Below are 17,359 nucleotides of genomic sequence, written 5' to 3' on the forward strand. Positions count from 1 at the left end.
AGCGGCGGCCCTGTGCGCCCACGCCCGCCGCCGGAATCGGGCGCGCGGGCGTCAGCCCTCCCCCACCCGCGTCGCCAGGCGGCACAGCGCCCGCACATCCGTCACAGCCTCGATGCCGGCCACCTGGTCGGCCAGGCGCCCCGCATGCCCGGCGGGTAGCGTGTCCGCCAGATGCAGGAACTTGGCGCGCAGGCGGTCGTCATCGGCGCCGATCAGGCTGGTGTCGCAGCACGCCTCACGGCGCGATCCGTCGGCCAGCGTGACCTCCGCCACCGTCAGGTCGGGCGGCCAATCCGGCGGGCCGAACGCCACCGTCACCCGGTCGCGCAGGGCGATCAGGTCCGGCCGGGCCGTCACGGCATCCGTGAAGAGGCCCGGCATGCCGGTGTCCGCCCCCAGCAGGGCAAGGGCGGCGACGAAGCGCAGGCTGAACTTCGCCTCCGTGCCCGTGCGGGGGGTGGCGATGTTGCACATCCGGTCGGCGCCGGCGTCCACGGTCAGGCGGACCTGCCGCACATCTCCAGGCACCACCCCCTGCGCCCGCAGTGCGGCGATCGCCTCGATGGCGCCGTGGGTGCCGAAGCAGGAGGCGTGGTACTTGAAGGAATTGCGGTCCAGTTCATGGCCGTCCCAGGTGATGGGGCCGGCGGGGATGGCCGACTGCGTGGCGGCGTAGCCCTGCGGCGCCTCCAGGATGTCGGTGCGGCTGGAAATTCCCGCCTCAGCCCATAGGGCGGCGCACAGCCCGGCCTCGGCCGCCCGGCCGGCGTGGATGGGCTTGGCCATGGTGCCGAATTGCGCCTTGAGGCCCGCCGCCTGTGACGCCGCCAGCCCATAGGCGCGGGCGGTCGCCTCCTCATCCAGGCCCAGCAGGTGGGCGGCGGCCGCCGCCGCCCCCAAGGCGCCCAGGGTGCCGGTCATGTGGAAGCCGCGGTCGTAGGGCCCCGCCCCCAGCCAGCGCCCGATCATGCCCGCCGCCTCATACCCGGCGACGAAGGCCGCCAGCACCGCCCCGCCGCCCAGCGCCCGCTGCTCCGCCAGCGCCAGCAGCGGCGGCAGGATGACCGTGGTGGGGTGGACATGCATGGCCAGCGAGACGTCGTCATAGTCCAGCGCGTGGCCCGCCACGGCGTTGAGGAACACCGCCTGGCGGGCGCTTGCTCCCTCGCCCGGTCCCTCGCCCGGTCCCTGGCCGCCGCCGACAACGGTGGCGACGGGCCGGGCCCCCTCCGCCAGGGCCAGGGCCCGCAGGCGGCGGCAGACCGGCTCGCCCGCACCCGCGATCGCCAGGCCGAACCAATCCAGGATGCAGCGACGGGCCATCGCCGCCGTCGCGGCCGGCACCGACGCGGCGGCGGCCCGGCTGAGACGGATGACCTGCAGGGTGGCGCCGCTCATAGGGTCGAGGGTTCCCAATCCAGCCCGGCCGCCAGGGTGTCGAACAGCGCCGGCCACTGGGCGTGCCAGGCGGACCGCTGCCCCGCGTCGGCCCAGCTGCCGGCGATGCCGGCGGTCATCATGCCGCGCAGATCGGGAATGCCGAAGCCCAGGTGGCTGTACATCAGCTCCCACGCCCCGGCCGGGCTCACCCGGTGCAGGGTGGGGTCGTCGGTGTTGGGGTGGATGGCCAGGCCAGCGGCGGCCATGCGGCGGATGGGATGCTCGGCCGCCCACCGCTCCGGCGCCAGGGTGCGCAAGTAGTAGGAGTTGGTCGGCACCACCGTGAAGACCATGCGACGGTCGGCGTACCCGCGCATCAGTTCGGGGTTGTCGACGATGCTGTAGCCATGGTCGACCCGGTCCACGCCCAGGCGGTCGACCACGGTTTCCACGTTGCGCCAGGGCGTGCCGAACTCCCCCGCGTGGGCGGTGAGGCGCAGGCCCTGGCGGCGGGCCAAGGCATAGGCCTCGGCGAACAGCTCGGGCGGCCGGTCCGTCTCGCGGTAATCGATGCCGATGCCGGGTACCAACGGATGGCGGGCGGCAGCCATAAGCTCCACCATCTCCAGTGCCGCGGCCGGATCGGCCTCACGGTCGATGGATGGGATCAGCAGGCCGCTGATGCCGTGGTCGGCCGCCGCCTCGGCGATGCCGGCGACCAGGGCCGCCTGTACTTCACGATAGGCCAGACCGGTGTCGCGCAGGGTGGCGGTGGGGTTCCAGAAGAACTCGGCATGGCGCACGCTCTCCGCCGCCGCGTCCTCCAGGTACTCATAGGCGATGCGGCGGAAGTCGTCCGGCTCCAGCAGCAGATGGCGTTCCAGGGCGCGCAGCACGTGCAGGACGCCCACGGGCTTGGCGCCACGCCGGTAGAACGCCTCGATCTCCGCCCCGCTCATGGGCGCGCCGTGCTTGGCGGCCAGGTCGGCGAAGGTTTGCGGGCGCACCGCCCCCAGCAGGTGGCAATGCAGCTCCACCTTGGGCATGGCGCGGAAGAAGGCACGCTGCGCCTCGGTGACCGTGCGGCCGGTCCGCGCTGGCGGCACGGTGGCAAGCGTGTCTGCGATGGGAATGGTCATGAAAGGCCCATGATAAGCGCCGCGGCGGCTCAATGCCGGGTCGCGGCGACATAGAAGTAGTAGCCGAGCGGAACGGACAGGATCAGCAGCCCGGCGGGGACACGGGCCAGCCGCCCGGCAAGGATCTGCACCAGGACGTAGGCCAGGATGCCGGCGGCGATGCCGGTGCCGAAGTTGTTGGCGACCAGGGTGACCAGCACCATGACCAGGGCCGGCAGCAGGTCGCCGATCTCATCGGCCACCAGGTGGCGGATGGTGCCGAACATGGACAGGCCGGTCAGGATCAGGGCCGGCGCCGTCGCCTGCCGGGGCACCGCCATCACCAGCGGCGTGACCAGCAGGGTGGCGAGGAAGCACAGCGCCGCAGAGGTCGAGGTCAGGCCGGTGCGGCCCCCCGCCTCAACCCCGGCGGCGGATTCCACCAGGGCCGTGCCGGACGGGATGCCAATCAGCGGGCCCAGCGTCGCCATCACGGAATCCACCAGGAAGGGCCGCTCGATGCCCGGCAGGTTGCCGTGCTCATCGGTCAGCGACGCCTTGCCGCCCACGGCCAGCGTGGTGCCCAGGGTGGAGAAGAACTCCCCCGCGAAGAAGGCGAACAGATAGGGCAAGGCGGTCAGCGAAAAGGCGCTGCCGATATCGACCTGGAACGAGATGGGCTGGAAGGACCGGGGCAAGGCCACGAGGGACGACGGCAGCACCGTCAGCCCCAGCGGGATGCCCGCCAGCGTCGCCGCCACGATGCCCGCCAGCATGGCGCCGGGCAGCCGGCGCGACTGCAGGGCCACGGCCACACCCAGGCCGATCAGGGCCACGATGGGTCCGGGCTGGCTGAAATCCCCCAGCGACAGCGCCACGCTTTTGGTGTTCAGCGCCACCATGCCGGCGTCGCGACAACCCAGCAGCGCGATGAACAGGCCCAGCGACGCCCCCAGGCCCAGCTTGATGGGGGCGGGCACCAGGCGCATCACCAGGGTGCGCGCCCCGGTCAGGGTCATCACCAGGAACAGGACACCCGACAGCAGGGCGATGCCCAGGCCCGCCGGCCAGGGAATATGCTCGGTCTGGGCCAGGGTGATGCCCAGGATGGCGGAGCCGCCCAGGCCCGGCCCCACGATGAAGGGCAGGTTGCTGTACAGGCCCATGAACAGGCTGCCCGCGGCCATGACGACGATGGCGGCGGTGGTGGCCGCCCCGCGATCCATGCCGCCGCTGGCCAGCAGCGACGGAATGACGACGATCAGGTAGGCCGCCGCCATGAAGGCGGTGAGCCCGGCGACGCCTTCCCGCCCCACGCTGGTGCCGCGCTGGCCCAGGTGGAAGCGGCGGTCGAGCAGTGCCCTCATCGCCGGGGCCCTCATCGCCGGGCCCCTCATTTCCGCGCCTGGGCCGTGAACACGGACAGGAAGCGGGCGGTGTCCACCTTCTGCACGATGTGCACCGTCTGCTCCCCCTGGTGCGGGGCGAACTCATCCTTCCAAATCTGCGCCGTGCCATAGGCCGGTCCCGGCAGCAGGTCGACATCCATGCGGGCCACCAGCTCCTCCGTGACCAGGGAGCGGTCGATGGCGACGGCCGTGGTCAGCTCATCCCACAGCGGCTGGCCGACCTTGGCGTAGTCATGAAAATAGCGGGCCAGCGGCGTGCCGGCCGACGCCACCTGGCCGACAAGCTCCGGCGTCACCTTGACGCTGCCGGTGACGTTGCCCATGACGGTGATCTTCCTCCACGGCGCGGTCAGCACGATGTGCGCCGCCTCGGGATCGAACAGGAAATTGAAGTCGGTGGCGTAGTCGGTGTTGCCGGTGACCCGGGCCACGGCCAGGTCCAGCCCGCCGCCCTCGACCACGATCTCCTTGGCCAGCGACGGCAGGTCGGGCGCCAGGCGCAGCGCCAGGGCGATGTTGGTCAGCGGCCCGGCGGTGATGACGGTGACCTCACCCGGATGCGCCCGCACCAGGCCGATCAGCAGATGCGCCGCGTCCTCCGCCGCCGCCGCGATCCGAGGCTCGCCTTCCGGCAGGGGCGGCACCAGCGCCGGGTCGTCGGGATGATAGGTCCGGCCGGGGCGCGGCGCGTTCCAGGCCCCCTTCCAAGGGATGGCGCCGTAGCGCTGTTCCCAGGCCCGCATCTCCCCCTGGGTGCGCAGCAGGGGCATCTCCGCCCCCTTCGCCACAGGAACGTCCGGCCGGCCGGCGATCTCCATGAAGCGCAGCAGGTGCCGCGTTTCCTCCTGCAGCCAGGCGTCGCCGGTGACGACGCCCACCCCCAGCAGCTCGACCTGGGGATCACGCAGCAGCGGGATCATCGCCTGGATGTTGCTCTGGCCGGGCCCCAGGAAATCGTTGTCGAAATAGACCAGGGTCTTGTCGGACGCGGCGGCGGGAACCGCCGCACCCCCAGAGGCCGCACCCAAGGATAAGGCCAGCGCGGCCGCATGAACGAGCTTCATCACCGGTCCCCCCTGACCCATCAGAACCGCGCGCTGACGTTGGTGAAGACGTAACGCCCCAGGGCATCGTAGATGCCGCTGTAGAAAGCGCCATTGGAAACCTGGCCGCCGGTGCTGGCGGTCAGGGGCGGGTCCTTGTCGAACACGTTGTTGACGCCCACCCGCAGGCTGATGTCGTCGGTCAGGGCCAGCGACACGCCGAGATCCAGATAGCTGACGCTGGGCAGCGTGGCGTCATAGGGCTGGTAGGCGCCCGCCAGGTAGACGGCGCTGCTGGACTTGTCGTTGCGGGTGCCGCCGATGTAGCGCCAGGTCGCCATCAGGTCCACGCCGTCGGGCAGCGTCCAGTCCACCACCATGCGGTGGCGCCATTTGGGGATGGGCATGCCGCAGGTGACGCCGAAATAGCCCTCGCACCGGTAGGCCGGCGTGTTGGGCAGCACCTGGATCTCATACTTGTCGGTGAAGGTGCCGGAGAAGTTTAGCCCCACCCGGCCCAGGCCGTTCACACCGATCAGGTCGGCCACGTCGTACTTGGCCGACAGCGAGAAATCGACGCCCGAGGTGTCGAGGTAGCCGGCGTTGATGTAGGTGGTGACGACGTAGCCGCTGGTGACCAGCGAGCCAGTGGTGGGGTTGCGGACCACCAGGTTGCAGAAGGTGCCGGTGGCGATGCACTGGCCGAGCTCGATCGTGGCCGGCACGGTCGAGATCAGCTTTTTCACATCGATATCGAAATAATCGGCGGTGAGCGTCACGCCCGGCAGGAAGGACGGGGTGAGCTGGGCCCCGAACGACACGGTGTTGGACTCTTCCGGCCGCAGGCCCGGGTTGCCGCCGATCATAGCGCCGGACTTCTGCCCCGCCGCCGGGGCGATGTTGCCGTACTGGGCGGCCGTCACACCGGAGGCCTGGCAGGCCGCCAGGCTGGCGGTGGGATGGGCGCCTTCGCAGGGGTCGGTCAGGTTGGCGGTGGTGATCTGCTGCGGCCCGTACAGTTCCACCAGGTTGGGCGCGCGCACCGCGCGCTGGAAGCTGCCGCGGAAACGGATGTCGGTTTCCGGCGCCCACTCGCCGCCGACCTTGTAGGCGGTGGTGTCGCCGGCGGTGCTGTAGTCGGAATAGCGGGCGCCGGCGTTCAGCGACAGGCTGTGGAAGAAGGGCCGGTCCTGGACCAGCGGCGCGGTCACCTCGGCGAACAGCTCCTTCACATCGAAAGCGCCGGAAATGGGGAACTCGCCACCCGAATTGCCGGCCACGTCCTTGGAGGAATAATGGCTGTCCGGCGTCAGGCCGATCGACTCCCGGCGGTATTCCGTGCCGAAGGCCACGCCCAGGGGGCTGTGGGCCAGGGGGCTGGTGACGGCCGACAGCTGGCCGGTGACGGCGCCGCTGGCCACCACTTCCTGGGTGAAGCCGGTGCGGTAGAAGTCCTGCTGCACATAGCCCAGCGCCTCCGGCGTGATGCCGCCGATGGCGAAGATGTTGATGGGCACGCAGCCGGCCGCCCCGGTCTTGCACACGACCTGGCCGCTGGAATTGGTCACGGCCTGCAGCGCGTTGGCGAAGTTGGACAGCGAGATGTCGCCGGTCAGCCGCGAGTCATAGTTGGTGCGGCCGTACTGGGCGTAGACGTCGTACTGCCAGTCGTCGCTGATGTCGCCCTTGGCCCCCAGCACGCCGCGATAGGCGGTGTGGGTGGTGTAGTCGTGGCGGGAACCCGCCTGCACGTCGCGTTCCGACACCACCACGTTGGCGGTCTGGGCGGTGCTCAGCCCCGCCGTGGTGCAGAAGACGCTGACCTCTTGCGCCGACAGGTAGGGATTGTTGCAGTTGACCTTCTCCGCCACGCTGAACACGGCGGTGGGCGACAGGCGGATGTCGGCCTCGTCCCGCATGAACATGAACTCGCCATAGACCTGGTGGCCCGGCGCGTATTCATAATGGCCGAACAGGTCCAGGTTATAGCGCTGGTCCGGCGACTGCAGGTCGTAGGTGGGGCCGTTGTTGAAGCCGTCCGACGTCTTGTAGGTGCGCAGGGTGTTGCCGGTGGTGGAATCCAGCGTGTAGGTGCCGCGCGCGGCACCCGTCTTCGGGTTCAGCGGCTGGAACTGGGCCGGGTAGGTCGCGCTGGACAGTGAACAGGAATAGCCGCTGGCGCCGGCCGACAGGCCGCAGATGGAGAAGTCGCGGTCCGAGGTGCCCACCCCTTCGGCGCGGCGATAGCTGAAGAAGCCCGTGATGTTGCCCCGCCCACCGGCGAAGTTCTTGCCGGCGGTGATCGAGACGTCGTTCTGCGGGCCGTCGAAGGTGGCGCCGCCGGGATAGGCCTGCTTGGCCGCCGCCGAGACGGCGCGGATGGGATTGTTGTTGGTGTGGCTGTAGAAGCCGTTGGTGGTGTCGACCTGGACGCCGTCGAAGTCCTTCTTGAGAACGAAGTTGACGACACCGGCCAGAGCGTCCGAGCCGTAGACGGCGGAGGCGCCGCCCGTGACCACGTCGATGCGCTCGATCAGCGCCGCCGGCACGTTGTTGATGTCGGGCGCCTGCGCCGCCGCGCGATCCGGGTCGCCCTGCATCAGGCGGCGGCCGTCGATCAGCACTAGGGTGCGCTGGTTGCCCAGGTTGCGCAGGTTGATGGTGGCGGTGCCGCTGGCGCCCACCGTGCCGCCGCGGTTGCCGGCGCCCTGGTCGGCATAGGCCTGCGGCAGGGTGTTGATCAGGTCCTCGACCCGCGTCACGCCGCGCTGCTGCAACTCCTCGCCGCTGACCGTGCTGATGGGGCTGACGCTGGTGGCGTCGGGGCTGCGGATGCGCGAGCCGGTGACGACGATCTCGCTCAGCGTCGTGTCGCTGGACGCGGTCTGCGCCGTGGCTGTGCCGGCGGCCAGCGGCCCCGCGGCGATGGCGACGATGGTCGCGGTGAAACGCCCGGCGCGCGCACGCGCCTTCCTGCTGATTGACATGGAGCCCCCGTCTGATTTTTTCGCGCCCGACACTTGCCCGGTCGGCGGCTCCTCCCCCGAGGTGGCGCGAGGCTTGCCGCCTGTCGCCCGTCCGATCCGGCCCGGCGGCCGGTGGCTGCCCGCCACCCTGCTTGCCCTGCTTGGGCCCGCCCCGTTTGGACTATGACTGTAGTATGACGCGGCAAGGTTCAGAGGGGAAAGTTTTTACATTTATGTTTTTATAAGTTTGTCTTATTACAAAAAGGCCATGTCCCGGACCATCGACGCGCCCCCCGCCTGGAAGAATCCCGTCTCGCTGCGCCAGCTCCGCTTCTTCGTGGAACTGGCGCGCACGGGAAACTTCTGCCGCGCGGCGGAGGAGATGTCGGTGTCCCAGCCGGCGATCAGCGCCGGCATCCGCCAGATCGAGGCGCACCTGGGCGTGCGCCTGTTCGACCGGACGACGCACAAGGTGACGCTGACCGACGCCGGCGTCTCGCTGCTGCCGCACGCCCAGCGGCTGCTGACCACGGCGGCCAACGCCTTCAGCGACATGCATGAGGTGGCGGGGCGGGAAATCGCCACGGTGCGCATCGGCGCCATCCCCACGGCGATGGAGGCGGTGGCCGCCTCGCTGGCCGAACTGGCGGGCGACATGCCGGGGGTCGTCCCCCACCTGCACGACGGGCGCGCCGACCAGTTGATCCGGGGTCTGCGCGGCGGCACCTATGACCTGGTGGTGACAGTGCAGGCCCTGCCCGACGACGACCTGGAAGGCGTGCCGCTGTTCGAGGATGAGATGCTGCTGGTGGCGCGGGCCGACCACCCGCTGGCCGCCCACGACCGCCTGCCGTGGCGGGCCCTGGCCGGGCAGGAGATCGTGCATTTCGCCGGCGGCAGCATTGGTGAGCTGACGTCGGCCGCCCTGCAGCAGAACGACCTGGCGCCGTCCACTCGCTACCGCGTGGACCAGGTCAATTCCCTCTATGGCCTGGTACTGAGCGGCCTGGCCATCGGGGTCATGCCCTGGCTGTACACCCTGGGCTTTCCCGAGGACCGCCTACGGCGCATCCGCCTGGACGGTCCCACCGTGCGCCGCCAACTGCGCCTGCTGCACCGCCCGCAATTGCGGGAGGAGCATCCGCGCGGCGTGGAGTTCGCGCAGAGGCTGACCGCCAAGCTGCGCGAAAAACTGTCGGCCAACCGCCGGCCCTGAGCGGGGCCGCCTTCGCCTCAGTCGCTCTCGGCGATGGAATCCACCCGGTCGGGATAGAAGGCCACATGGTCCTTGATCGCCCCGACGGCGGCGTGGGGCGCCTCATAGGTCCAGACCGCGTTCATCGCCCGCGCGCCGCCGGCGGGGATGCTGAAGTAGGAGGCGTCACCCTTGTAGGGGCAGTGGGTGGCATGGTCGGTACGCTCCAGCGCCGCCATGTCCACGTCCTTGCGCGGGATGTACTGGACGGCGGGATAGCGCGCCTCCCGCAGGCTGAGCGCCTCGCGCGTGTCGGCGATGACCTTGCCGCCCAGGGTCACGACCACCCGCCTGGGATTGCGCTTGATGGTGATGGGATGATCGGGGCCCGGAATCTTGATCGTCTTCTCGGTCATGGCGCTGCCTCCTGCGATCGCTTAGCAGGATATGGGGTCGAGGGGTCCAGGCGTCGAGAGCCGCTTGACAGCCCGACACCGCGCGACCGATCATCAGATGTCAGACCAATTTGGGGCGGCGCCGGGAAAGCGCTGAAGCCTCAGTGAGATTCGAGGTGCCGTGGTACCGCCGCCCGCATCCCCCCTTCCCGTCACACCGCTTGCCAGCGCGGCTCTACAGCCGCTGCCCAGCGCCGACCGCATCGCGGCGGTCAGCGCGGCCCTGGCGGCCTTCATCGCTGAAGGGGCCTTGCAACCGGGCGACCGCCTGCCGACGGAGCGGGAGCTGATGGCCCGCCTGGCCGTGGGCCGGTCCACGGTGCGCGAGGTCATCCGCCAGTTCCAGGCGCGGGGCCTGGTGGAGACGCGCAAGGGCAGCGGCACCTATCTGCTGCGGGCCATCACGCCGGGCGCCGTCCATGTCTCGCTGACCATCGACGCCGGGCTGCTGCGCGACCGTCTGTTGCAGACGCTGGAGATCCGCCGGGGGCTGGAGGTCGCGGCCAGCGAGGCCGCCGCCCGCCGCGCCACCCCCGCCGACCTGGCCGTCCTGGAGGAAAAGCTGGTCGCCATGGAGCGCGTGCACCTGGAGCAGGGCACCGCCGGGCCGGAGGATTTGCAGTTCCACCTGGCGATCTACGACGCCACCCACAACCCGCTGTTCCGCCAGCTGCTGGAGCAGTTCCGCGAGACGTTCGAGCATTTCTTCGAAAAGCCGTTCGACCGCCCCGATTTCGCCCGCCGATCCTTCGCCCTGCACCGGGAATTGTTCGACGCCATCCGCGCCGGCGATCCCGAGGCGGCGCGGATGAAGACCCTGGGCATCCTCGCCATCGTCGAAGAAGACATCCAGGCCATGTCCCCCACCGCCGGCTCCCCGCTATGACCGAAGCACCTGAAGACCCCGTCGCCCTCGCCCAGCGCCTGGTGGCGCATGACGAGATGGCCCACGCCTATGAGGCGGTGGTGCCAGGCATCATCCAGACCTCGCTGTTCACCTTCGCCAATTTCCAGGAGATGGCGGATACCTACGCCGGCAAACGCGCGCGCAACGTCTATTCCCGCACCACCAACCCCACGGTGACGGAGTTCGAGCGCAAGATGGCGGCGCTGGAGGGAACGGACGACGCCATCGGCTTCCCCAGCGGCATGGCCGCCATTTCCGGCGCCGTGCTGGCGCTGGTTCAGCCGGGCGACAGCATCGTCTGCGTCCGCCATGTCTACCCCGACGCCTACCGCCTGTTCGAGACGCTGCTGAAGAAGTGGGGCGTCACCACCACCTACGTCGACGGCGCCGACCTGGCCGCCGTCGACGCGGCCCTGCCCGGCGCCCGCCTGCTGTACCTGGAAAGCCCCAACAGCTGGATGATGGAGGCGCACGACGTGGCGGCCCTGGCGGCCCTGGCCAAGAAGCACGGCGCCGTCAGCCTGATCGACAATTCCTGGGCGACCCCCGTCTTCCAGCGGCCGGCGGCGCTGGGGGTCGACCTCGTCCTTCACTCCGCCTCCAAATACATTGGCGGGCACAGCGACACGGTGGCGGGCTTGGTGGCCGGGCGGCTGGAGCTGACCGGCCTCATCCGCCGCACCATCTGCCCCTATATCGGCGCCAAGCTGGGGCCGTTCGAGGCTTGGCTGTTGCTGCGCGGCCTGCGCACCCTGCCCATCCGCATGAAGGCGCATGAGGTGTCAGCCCTGACCCTGGCGCGGCGGCTGGCGGAGCATGCCGACGTCACGGCGGTGCACCACCCGGCGCTGATGGGCCCGCTGCCGCCGGGCCTGACCGGCACGTCGGGCCTGTTCTCCTTCACCGTGAATGAGGCCATCGACATCCCCACCCTGTGCGACGCGCTGGAATTCTTCCACCTGGGCGTCAGCTGGGGCGGGCATGAGAGCCTGGTGGTGCCGGCCCTGGTCACCCACGTCCAGGCCGCCGGCCCCAACTCCGCCCTCGACTTCGGCGTGCCGGCCACCATGGTGCGCCTGCATGTCGGGCTGGAGGGGACGGAAGCGCTGTGGGCCGACCTGCAGCAAGCCTTGCGGATGGCCCGGAAGCAGGGCACGGGGCGCTGATGCTGAAACGGCTGCTCCTCACCCTGGCGCTCGCATTGTCCGCGCTTCCGGCCCACGCCGAAGAGCTGCGGCTGGTGGAGGTCTTGAGCAGCCCGGAACGGACGGAGACGCTGAAGCGCCTGGTGGCGGGGTTCGAGGCGAAGCACCCCGGCACGCATGTGGAGATCACGTCCCTGGCCTGGGGATCGGCGTTCGAGAAGCTGGCCACCATGGTGGCGGCGGGCGACATCCCCGATGTGGTGGAAATGCCCGACCGCTGGCTGTCCCTCTACGCCGGCAACGGCCAACTGGAAAGCCTGGAGCCCTATCTGGCGCGTTGGCCGGAGACCCAGGGCCTGAACGACCGGGCCCTGACCGTGGCGCGGTCGGTGGCGGACACCGCCTACATGCTGCCCTACGGCTTTTACTTGCGGGCGCTCTACTACAACAAGGCGGTGTTCCGCCAGGCCGGCATCGCCGAGGCGCCCAGGACGCTGGAGGAGTTGCGGGCCGACGCCGCCAGGATCGCCCAGCTGCCGGGCAAGTCCGGCTATTGCCTGCGCGGCGGGCCGGGCGGCCTGAACGGCTGGGTCATGTTCGGGGCCAGCATCGCCGGCGGCAACGCCTTCTTCCATGAGGACGGCACCAGCGCCCTGAACGATCCCGGCTGGGTGGCCGGCACCAGCTGGCTGATCGACCTGTACCAACAGGGCCTGGCGCCCAAGGACAGCGTCAACTGGGGCTTCAACGAGGTGGTGGCCGGCTTCTACACCGGCACCTGCGCCATGGTGGACCAGGACCCCGACGCCCTGATCGCGCTGAAGGCCCGCATGAAGGCGGAGGATTTCGGTGTGGCGCCCTGGCCCAAGGGCCCCAACGGCAAGGCCTATCCCACCCTGGGCTTCGCCGGCTGGTCCATCTTCAAGCGGTCCGCCCGCAAGGACCTGGCCTGGGATCTGGTGGTCGCCCTGAACGACCCGGCCGGCAACCTGGCCTGGAACCAGCAGACCGGCGCCCTGCCCGTCTATACCGCCGCCGCCAAGGACCCGCTGTACGCCGGTGCCATCTACCAGGGCTGGTTCGCGGAACTGGCCGACCCGGACGTGGTGCCCACCCTGATGCCCACCTACCTGCCGGGCTTCGCCTATTTCGCCGACAGTCTGGTGGTGCGCAGCAGCCAGCAGGCGCTGCTGGGCCAGATCAGCCCCGCCACCATGAACAAGCAGTGGGCCGCCTACCTGACCAAGGCGCGGCGCAAGCAAATGGAGGGTGTGAAGCCATGAGCGGCACCCTGGCCCGAAAGCTGGAACCCTATTTTTACGCGGCACCATCGCTGCTGCTGATCGCCGCCATCATGCTGGTGCCGCTGGTCACCGGCCTGTCCTACGCCTTCCATGACCTGATCCTGCTGGACCCCTTGAGCGGCGACTTCGTCGGCCTGGACCACTTCCGGGAGATGCTGGACGACGACGGCTTCTGGACGGCGTTGCGCAACACGGTGGTGTGGACGGCGGTGTCGGTGGCGTTGCAGTTCGGCCTTGGCCTTATCCTGGCGCTGCTGCTGGATCGGCCGTTCCCCGGGCGCGGCCTGGTGCAGGCCCTGGTCTTCCTGCCCTGGGCGGTGCCGGGCTTCCTCTCCGGCCTCACCTGGGCCTGGCTGTTCAATCCGGTGATTGGCCCGCTGCCCCACTGGCTGCACGGCCTGGGCCTGCTGGCCACGCCGGAGAACATCCTGTCCGACCCGCACCGGGCGCTGTGGGGGCCCATCGCCGCCAACGTCTGGTGGGGCATCCCCTTCTTCGCCATCACCCTGCTGGCGGCCCTGCAGTCCATCCCCAAGGATATTTACGAGGCGGCAGCCATGGACGGCGCCGGCCCGCTGCTGCGCTTCCGCCGTGTCACCCTGCCCCTGCTGGCCCCCACCATCGCCATCACCGTCATGCTGCGCACCGTGTGGGTGGCCAACTTCGCCGAGCTGATCGTGGTGATGACCAAGGGCGGGCCGGCCGACGCCACCCAGATCCTGTCCAGCTATATCTTCACCCTGGCCTTCCAGCGCCTGGACTTCGGCTACGCCTCCGCCGTGGCGGCCGTGCTGCTGCTGTTGCTGCTGGCCTATGCCGCCGCCGTCATGGTGCTGCGCCACGCGATGACGGAGCGGGCATGAGCAAGATCCTGGCCCGCATCGCTCATGCCGCGGCCCTGGCGGCCTTCGTCGCCTTCGCCCTGTTTCCCCTGTTCTGGCTGCTGAAGGTGTCGCTGACGCCGGACGACCTGATGTATGGCGAGGGCGTGCGGCTGTGGCCGTCCCGCGTGACGCTGGACCATTACGGGTCCGTCCTGCGCCACACCCAGTTTCCGCTGTTCTTCCGCAACAGCCTGATCGTCTCCGCCGCGACCGGCCTCTTCGCCACCGCCGCCGCCTCGGCCGCCGGCTACGCCTTCTCGCGCTTCCACTTCCGGGGCAAGGCCTGGGTGGTGGGGGTGATGCTGGTCAGCCAGATGTTCCCCCTGGTCATCATCGTGGCGCCCATCTTCCGCCTGCTGTCGCCCTTGGGCCTGACCAACAGCCTGACCGGTCTGGTGGTGGTCTACACCGCCTTCAACACGCCCTTCGCCGCCTTTCTCATGCAGTCCTTCTTCGAGGCCATCCCGAAGGATTTGGAGGAGGCGGCGATGATGGACGGTGCCACCCGCTTCCAGGCCCTGCGTCGGGTCATCCTGCCCCTGACCCTGCCGGGGCTGGCGGCGACCGGGGGCTTCGTCTTCACCGCGGCGTGGAGCGAGTTGCTGTTCAGCCTGATGCTGAACTCCTCCGCCGCCGTCAGCACCTTCCCCGCCGGGCTCCTGGGCTTCGTCTCCAAATTCTCGGTCGATTTCGGGCAGATGATGGCGGCCGGCGTGCTGGCCCTGCTGCCGGTCGGCGCCTTTTTCCTGCTGATCCAACGCTATCTGGTGCAGGGCCTGACGGCCGGCGCCGTGAAAGGCTGACCCCATCCCATGGCCACCATCACCCTTTCCAATGTCAGCAAGGATTATGGCGGCGGCCCGGTGCTGCGCGGCATCGACCTGGAAATCCGTGAGGGGGAGTTCGTGGCCCTCATGGGCCCGTCAGGCTGCGGCAAGTCCACCCTGCTGCGCCTGATCGCCGGGCTGGAGGAGCCGGGCGGCGGCCAAATCCATATCGACGGCCGGCTGGTGAACGACGTGGCGCCCAAGGACCGGGACCTGGCCATGGTGTTCCAGTCCTACGCCCTTTACCCGCACATGACGGTGCGGGAGAACATGAGCTTCGCGCTGAAGCAGCGCCGCCTGCCGCAGACCGAGATCACCAAAGCGGTGGAGGCGGCGGCGGCCAAGCTGGGCCTGACCGCCTTGCTGGAGCGCAAGCCCAAGGCCCTGTCCGGCGGCCAGCGGCAGCGCGTGGCCATGGGTCGCGCCATCGTGCGCGATCCCAAAGCCTTCCTGTTCGACGAGCCCCTGTCCAACCTGGACGCCCGCCTGCGCGAGCAGATGCGCTATGAAATCCGCAAGCTGCACCGCGAGCTGGGCGCCACCAGCGTCTATGTCACCCACGATCAGGTTGAGGCCATGACCATGGCCGACCGCATCGTGGCCCTGAACGACGGCGCCATCCAGCAGGTGGGCAGCCCCCAGGACCTTTACGACAACCCCGCCAACCTGTTCGTGGCCGGCTTCCTGGGCTCCCCGCCCATGAATTTCCTGGACGCGACGCTGGCGCCGGACGGCGCCCTGGTGGTGGAGGGGCAGACGCTGGTGCGCGCGCCCCTCAGCCTCCCGCCCGGCACCACGGTTACCCTGGGCCTGCGCCCCGAACACCTGGCCCTGACCACGCCGGCCGATGGCGTGCCGGTCCGCGTCGACATGGTGGAGCCCACCGGCACCGGCCGCGTCGTCCATCTGGCCCTGGGCGCCCAGCGGCTGAAACTGTTCACCATGGACACGCGGCCGCTGGCGCCGGGCGACGCCGTGGGCCTGATGGTACCACCCGGCGCGCCGCTGCTGTTCCAGCCCGGCACTGGAACACGCATCGGGTGAGCAACCCTGGCCCATAAATGAAACGCCGGCCGGGAGCGGGTCCCGGCCGGCGCGCTCTGTAAATCGGATCAGACGCTCACTTCGCGTCGTACATCGCCATCACGTCCTTGCGGAAGGAGGCGCCGCTGTCCGGGCGGGCGTAGAACATGTGGCCGCCGGGGTACATGCGCAGCTTCACCCGCTCCGCCACGCCGTAGGTCGGCATCTGGTCGATCAGCATGCGCGAGCCGAAGTAAGGGCAGGACAGGTCGTTCCAGCCATGGACGATGGTCACCGCCATCTTGGGGTCGTTGGCGATGGCCTTGCGCAGGTCGGTGACGGGGTTGTCGGTGTCGTCCCGGTCCCACAGCTTGTTGACCTCGTACGACAGGGCGTTGTAGCGCGCCTCCACCTTCCAGCCGACCTGGTTGGTGACGAAGTCCGCCATGGCCGAGGTGGTGGGGGCGATCAGACCGTCCAGCAGCGGATCGTTGTAGCGGGCGTCGGCGCTGGAGGGGAACGGGTCGAAGGCGGTGACGTTGCTGTCGTAGACCGAGCCCACCTTGCCGTCCGCGCGGTGGATTTCACGCAGGTAGGTGCCGATGTCCACCCGGCCGTTCATGCGGCGCACCAGCTTGGGATCCAGGCCGGTCAACTCCGCCACCTTGGCGGACAGGCGGTCCGTCGCGGCCTTGTCGCGCGGGCCGGCCATCAGGTCCTGCATGAACTCGGTGCGGTCGTACTTCTCTACCGGACCCATGGTGGTTTCGTTCAAGGGCTTGCCCTGGCGCTCGAAATTGCCGGCGGCCATGGCGGTCAGGTTGATCATCCACGGCAGGGGTGACAGGGCGTCGGCCTCGCCGATGGCCGGCGGGTCCAGGTAGGGCGACACCAGCGTCATGCCCGACACACCCACGCCGATGCGGCTTTGCAGGTAATAGGCCAGGCGCGGCAGGCGATAGCCGCCATAGCTCTCGCCCACCAGATACTTCTTGCTGGTCAGGCGGTTGTTGGTCAGCAGCCAGTCGTAGATGATGCGGCTGAGGTAATGGATGTCGGAATCAGCCGTGTAGAAGGCCTTCTTCGTCTGTTCCTCATCCACCTTGGTGCGGGAGAAGCCGGTGCCGATGGGGTCGATGAAGACCAGGTCGGTGAAGTCCAGCCAGCTGTTGGCGTTGTCCTTCAGGACCGCCGGGTCGGACGGGCTGTCGCCGGCCTTGCCGAAGGCCACCTGCTTCGGCCCGATGGCGCCCAGGTTCAGATAGACGGAGGAGGCGCCGGGGCCGCCGTTGAAGGCGAAGGTCACCGGGCGCGAGGTGGCGCCGGAGCCGGCGACGGTGTAGGCGGTGTAGACCACCTCGCCGATGGTCTTGCCCTTCTCGTCCTTCACCGGCAGGGAACCGACGGTGGCCGTGTACTCGACGCGCTTGCCGGCGATGGTGGCCGTCTGCTTGACGGACTTCGGGGCCGGAAACGGCGCCAGCTCGCCATCATCCTTCGGCGCCTCCTTGCCCGGCTTGTCGGCGGGCTTGTCAGCGGCGTAGGTGGGCGCGCCCATGGCCATCAGCAGGGCGAAACACGAGACGAACGTGGTGATGCGCATGAAGGATGGTCCCCCTGATCGGTCGGCATCTCAAGTGCCTGATGGCGACTTTTAGACCATGGTCGCCACCGCCGCCGCAAGCCCAGGGCGCCCCCTGCGG

General features: G+C 69.5%; 14 protein-coding genes. 7 read left to right on the forward strand and 7 right to left on the reverse strand.

Annotated features, from left to right (window positions below; genetic code table 11):
• Positions 1-51: 51 nt before the first annotated feature.
• Genes UAJ10_RS19040 through UAJ10_RS19060 form a run of 5 tightly spaced genes read right to left on the reverse strand, consistent with a single transcriptional unit; the run spans position 52 to position 7,937 of the window.
• On the reverse strand, positions 52-1,398 hold the full coding sequence (locus tag UAJ10_RS19040) for an MmgE/PrpD family protein (RefSeq protein ID WP_322916768.1): 1,347 nt from the start codon (positions 1,396-1,398) through the stop codon (positions 52-54).
• A complete protein-coding gene (locus UAJ10_RS19045; RefSeq protein ID WP_322916769.1) occupies positions 1,395-2,519 on the reverse strand; it encodes an adenosine deaminase family protein in 1,125 nt (374 codons plus the stop codon). Before UAJ10_RS19045 ends, UAJ10_RS19040 begins: the two co-directional genes overlap by 4 nt.
• 29 nt (positions 2,520-2,548) lie before the next feature.
• Positions 2,549-3,865, reverse strand: a complete 1,317-nt coding sequence (locus UAJ10_RS19050) for an NCS2 family permease (RefSeq protein ID WP_322916770.1) — start codon at positions 3,863-3,865, stop codon at positions 2,549-2,551.
• A gap of 26 nt (positions 3,866-3,891) precedes the next feature.
• Positions 3,892-4,971, reverse strand: a complete 1,080-nt coding sequence (locus UAJ10_RS19055; RefSeq protein ID WP_322916771.1) for a nucleoside hydrolase — start codon at positions 4,969-4,971, stop codon at positions 3,892-3,894.
• Positions 4,972-4,991: 20 nt separating this feature from the next.
• Positions 4,992-7,937 carry a TonB-dependent receptor domain-containing protein gene (locus tag UAJ10_RS19060; RefSeq protein ID WP_322916772.1) on the reverse strand — a complete coding sequence of 982 codons (2,946 nt, stop codon included), beginning with the start codon at positions 7,935-7,937 and terminating at the stop codon, positions 4,992-4,994.
• 247 nt (positions 7,938-8,184) lie between these two features.
• On the opposite strand from UAJ10_RS19060, the gene UAJ10_RS19065 reads away from it, so the two are divergent.
• The gene (locus tag UAJ10_RS19065) at positions 8,185-9,132 is read left to right on the forward strand and encodes a LysR family transcriptional regulator (RefSeq protein ID WP_322916773.1); all 948 of its coding nucleotides are present in this window, start codon (positions 8,185-8,187) and stop codon (positions 9,130-9,132) included.
• Between the two features lie 17 nt (positions 9,133-9,149).
• On the opposite strand, the gene UAJ10_RS19070 is transcribed toward UAJ10_RS19065, so the two are convergent.
• Positions 9,150-9,527 carry a DUF427 domain-containing protein gene (locus UAJ10_RS19070; protein ID WP_322916774.1) on the reverse strand — a complete coding sequence of 126 codons (378 nt, stop codon included), beginning with the start codon at positions 9,525-9,527 and terminating at the stop codon, positions 9,150-9,152.
• A gap of 160 nt (positions 9,528-9,687) precedes the next feature.
• On the opposite strand from UAJ10_RS19070, the gene UAJ10_RS19075 reads away from it, so the two are divergent.
• From UAJ10_RS19075 to UAJ10_RS19100, 6 genes are read left to right on the forward strand one after another with little or no spacing between them, the layout of a single operon-like run.
• Positions 9,688-10,452 carry a FadR/GntR family transcriptional regulator gene (locus UAJ10_RS19075; protein ID WP_322916775.1) on the forward strand — a complete coding sequence of 255 codons (765 nt, stop codon included), beginning with the start codon at positions 9,688-9,690 and terminating at the stop codon, positions 10,450-10,452.
• Complete coding sequence (locus UAJ10_RS19080; RefSeq protein WP_322916776.1) at positions 10,449-11,639, forward strand: aminotransferase class I/II-fold pyridoxal phosphate-dependent enzyme; 1,191 nt, start codon at positions 10,449-10,451, stop codon at positions 11,637-11,639. The genes UAJ10_RS19075 and UAJ10_RS19080 overlap by 4 nt, the downstream gene beginning before the upstream one ends.
• On the forward strand, positions 11,639-12,901 hold the full coding sequence (locus UAJ10_RS19085) for an ABC transporter substrate-binding protein (protein ID WP_322916777.1): 1,263 nt from the start codon (positions 11,639-11,641) through the stop codon (positions 12,899-12,901). Before UAJ10_RS19080 ends, UAJ10_RS19085 begins: the two co-directional genes overlap by 1 nt.
• Positions 12,898-13,785, forward strand: coding sequence for a carbohydrate ABC transporter permease (locus UAJ10_RS19090; protein ID WP_322916778.1), 888 nt, complete (start codon positions 12,898-12,900; stop codon positions 13,783-13,785). Before UAJ10_RS19085 ends, UAJ10_RS19090 begins: the two co-directional genes overlap by 4 nt.
• Entirely contained in the window at positions 13,782-14,609 is an 828-nt protein-coding gene (locus UAJ10_RS19095; protein ID WP_322916779.1) for a carbohydrate ABC transporter permease, read from the forward strand. The genes UAJ10_RS19090 and UAJ10_RS19095 overlap by 4 nt, the downstream gene beginning before the upstream one ends.
• 9 nt (positions 14,610-14,618) lie before the next feature.
• Positions 14,619-15,677: an ABC transporter ATP-binding protein gene (locus UAJ10_RS19100; RefSeq protein ID WP_322916780.1), complete on the forward strand. Its 1,059-nt coding sequence runs from the start codon at positions 14,619-14,621 to the stop codon at positions 15,675-15,677.
• Between the two features lie 76 nt (positions 15,678-15,753).
• Here UAJ10_RS19100 and UAJ10_RS19105 read toward each other — a convergent pair whose 3' ends face one another.
• Positions 15,754-17,259: a S10 family peptidase gene (locus UAJ10_RS19105; RefSeq protein ID WP_322916781.1), complete on the reverse strand. Its 1,506-nt coding sequence runs from the start codon at positions 17,257-17,259 to the stop codon at positions 15,754-15,756.
• Positions 17,260-17,359: the final 100 nt, after the last annotated feature.

Source organism: Nitrospirillum guaranorum (assembly GCF_034653275.1).
Classification (GTDB): Bacteria; Pseudomonadota; Alphaproteobacteria; order Azospirillales; family Azospirillaceae; genus Nitrospirillum.

Bases quoted from the DNA above. Each gene is read 5' to 3' on its own strand.
- UAJ10_RS19055 (WP_322916771.1), bottom strand. From the start codon at position 4,971: ATGAAGCTCGTTCATGCGGCCGCGCTGGCCTTATCCTTGGGTGCGGCC.
- UAJ10_RS19060 (WP_322916772.1), bottom strand. From the start codon at position 7,937: ATGTCAATCAGCAGGAAGGCGCGTGCGCGCGCCGGGCGTTTCACCGCG.
- UAJ10_RS19095 (WP_322916779.1), top strand. From the start codon at position 13,782: ATGAGCAAGATCCTGGCCCGCATCGCTCATGCCGCGGCCCTGGCGGCC.
- UAJ10_RS19070 (WP_322916774.1), bottom strand. From the start codon at position 9,527: ATGACCGAGAAGACGATCAAGATTCCGGGCCCCGATCATCCCATCACC.
- UAJ10_RS19065 (WP_322916773.1), top strand. From the start codon at position 8,185: ATGTCCCGGACCATCGACGCGCCCCCCGCCTGGAAGAATCCCGTCTCG.
- UAJ10_RS19040 (WP_322916768.1), bottom strand. From the start codon at position 1,398: ATGAGCGGCGCCACCCTGCAGGTCATCCGTCTCAGCCGGGCCGCCGCC.
- UAJ10_RS19080 (WP_322916776.1), top strand. From the start codon at position 10,449: ATGACCGAAGCACCTGAAGACCCCGTCGCCCTCGCCCAGCGCCTGGTG.
- UAJ10_RS19050 (WP_322916770.1), bottom strand. From the start codon at position 3,865: ATGAGGGCACTGCTCGACCGCCGCTTCCACCTGGGCCAGCGCGGCACC.
- UAJ10_RS19085 (WP_322916777.1), top strand. From the start codon at position 11,639: ATGCTGAAACGGCTGCTCCTCACCCTGGCGCTCGCATTGTCCGCGCTT.
- UAJ10_RS19100 (WP_322916780.1), top strand. From the start codon at position 14,619: ATGGCCACCATCACCCTTTCCAATGTCAGCAAGGATTATGGCGGCGGC.
- UAJ10_RS19105 (WP_322916781.1), bottom strand. From the start codon at position 17,259: ATGCGCATCACCACGTTCGTCTCGTGTTTCGCCCTGCTGATGGCCATG.
- UAJ10_RS19090 (WP_322916778.1), top strand. From the start codon at position 12,898: ATGAGCGGCACCCTGGCCCGAAAGCTGGAACCCTATTTTTACGCGGCA.
- UAJ10_RS19045 (WP_322916769.1), bottom strand. From the start codon at position 2,519: ATGACCATTCCCATCGCAGACACGCTTGCCACCGTGCCGCCAGCGCGG.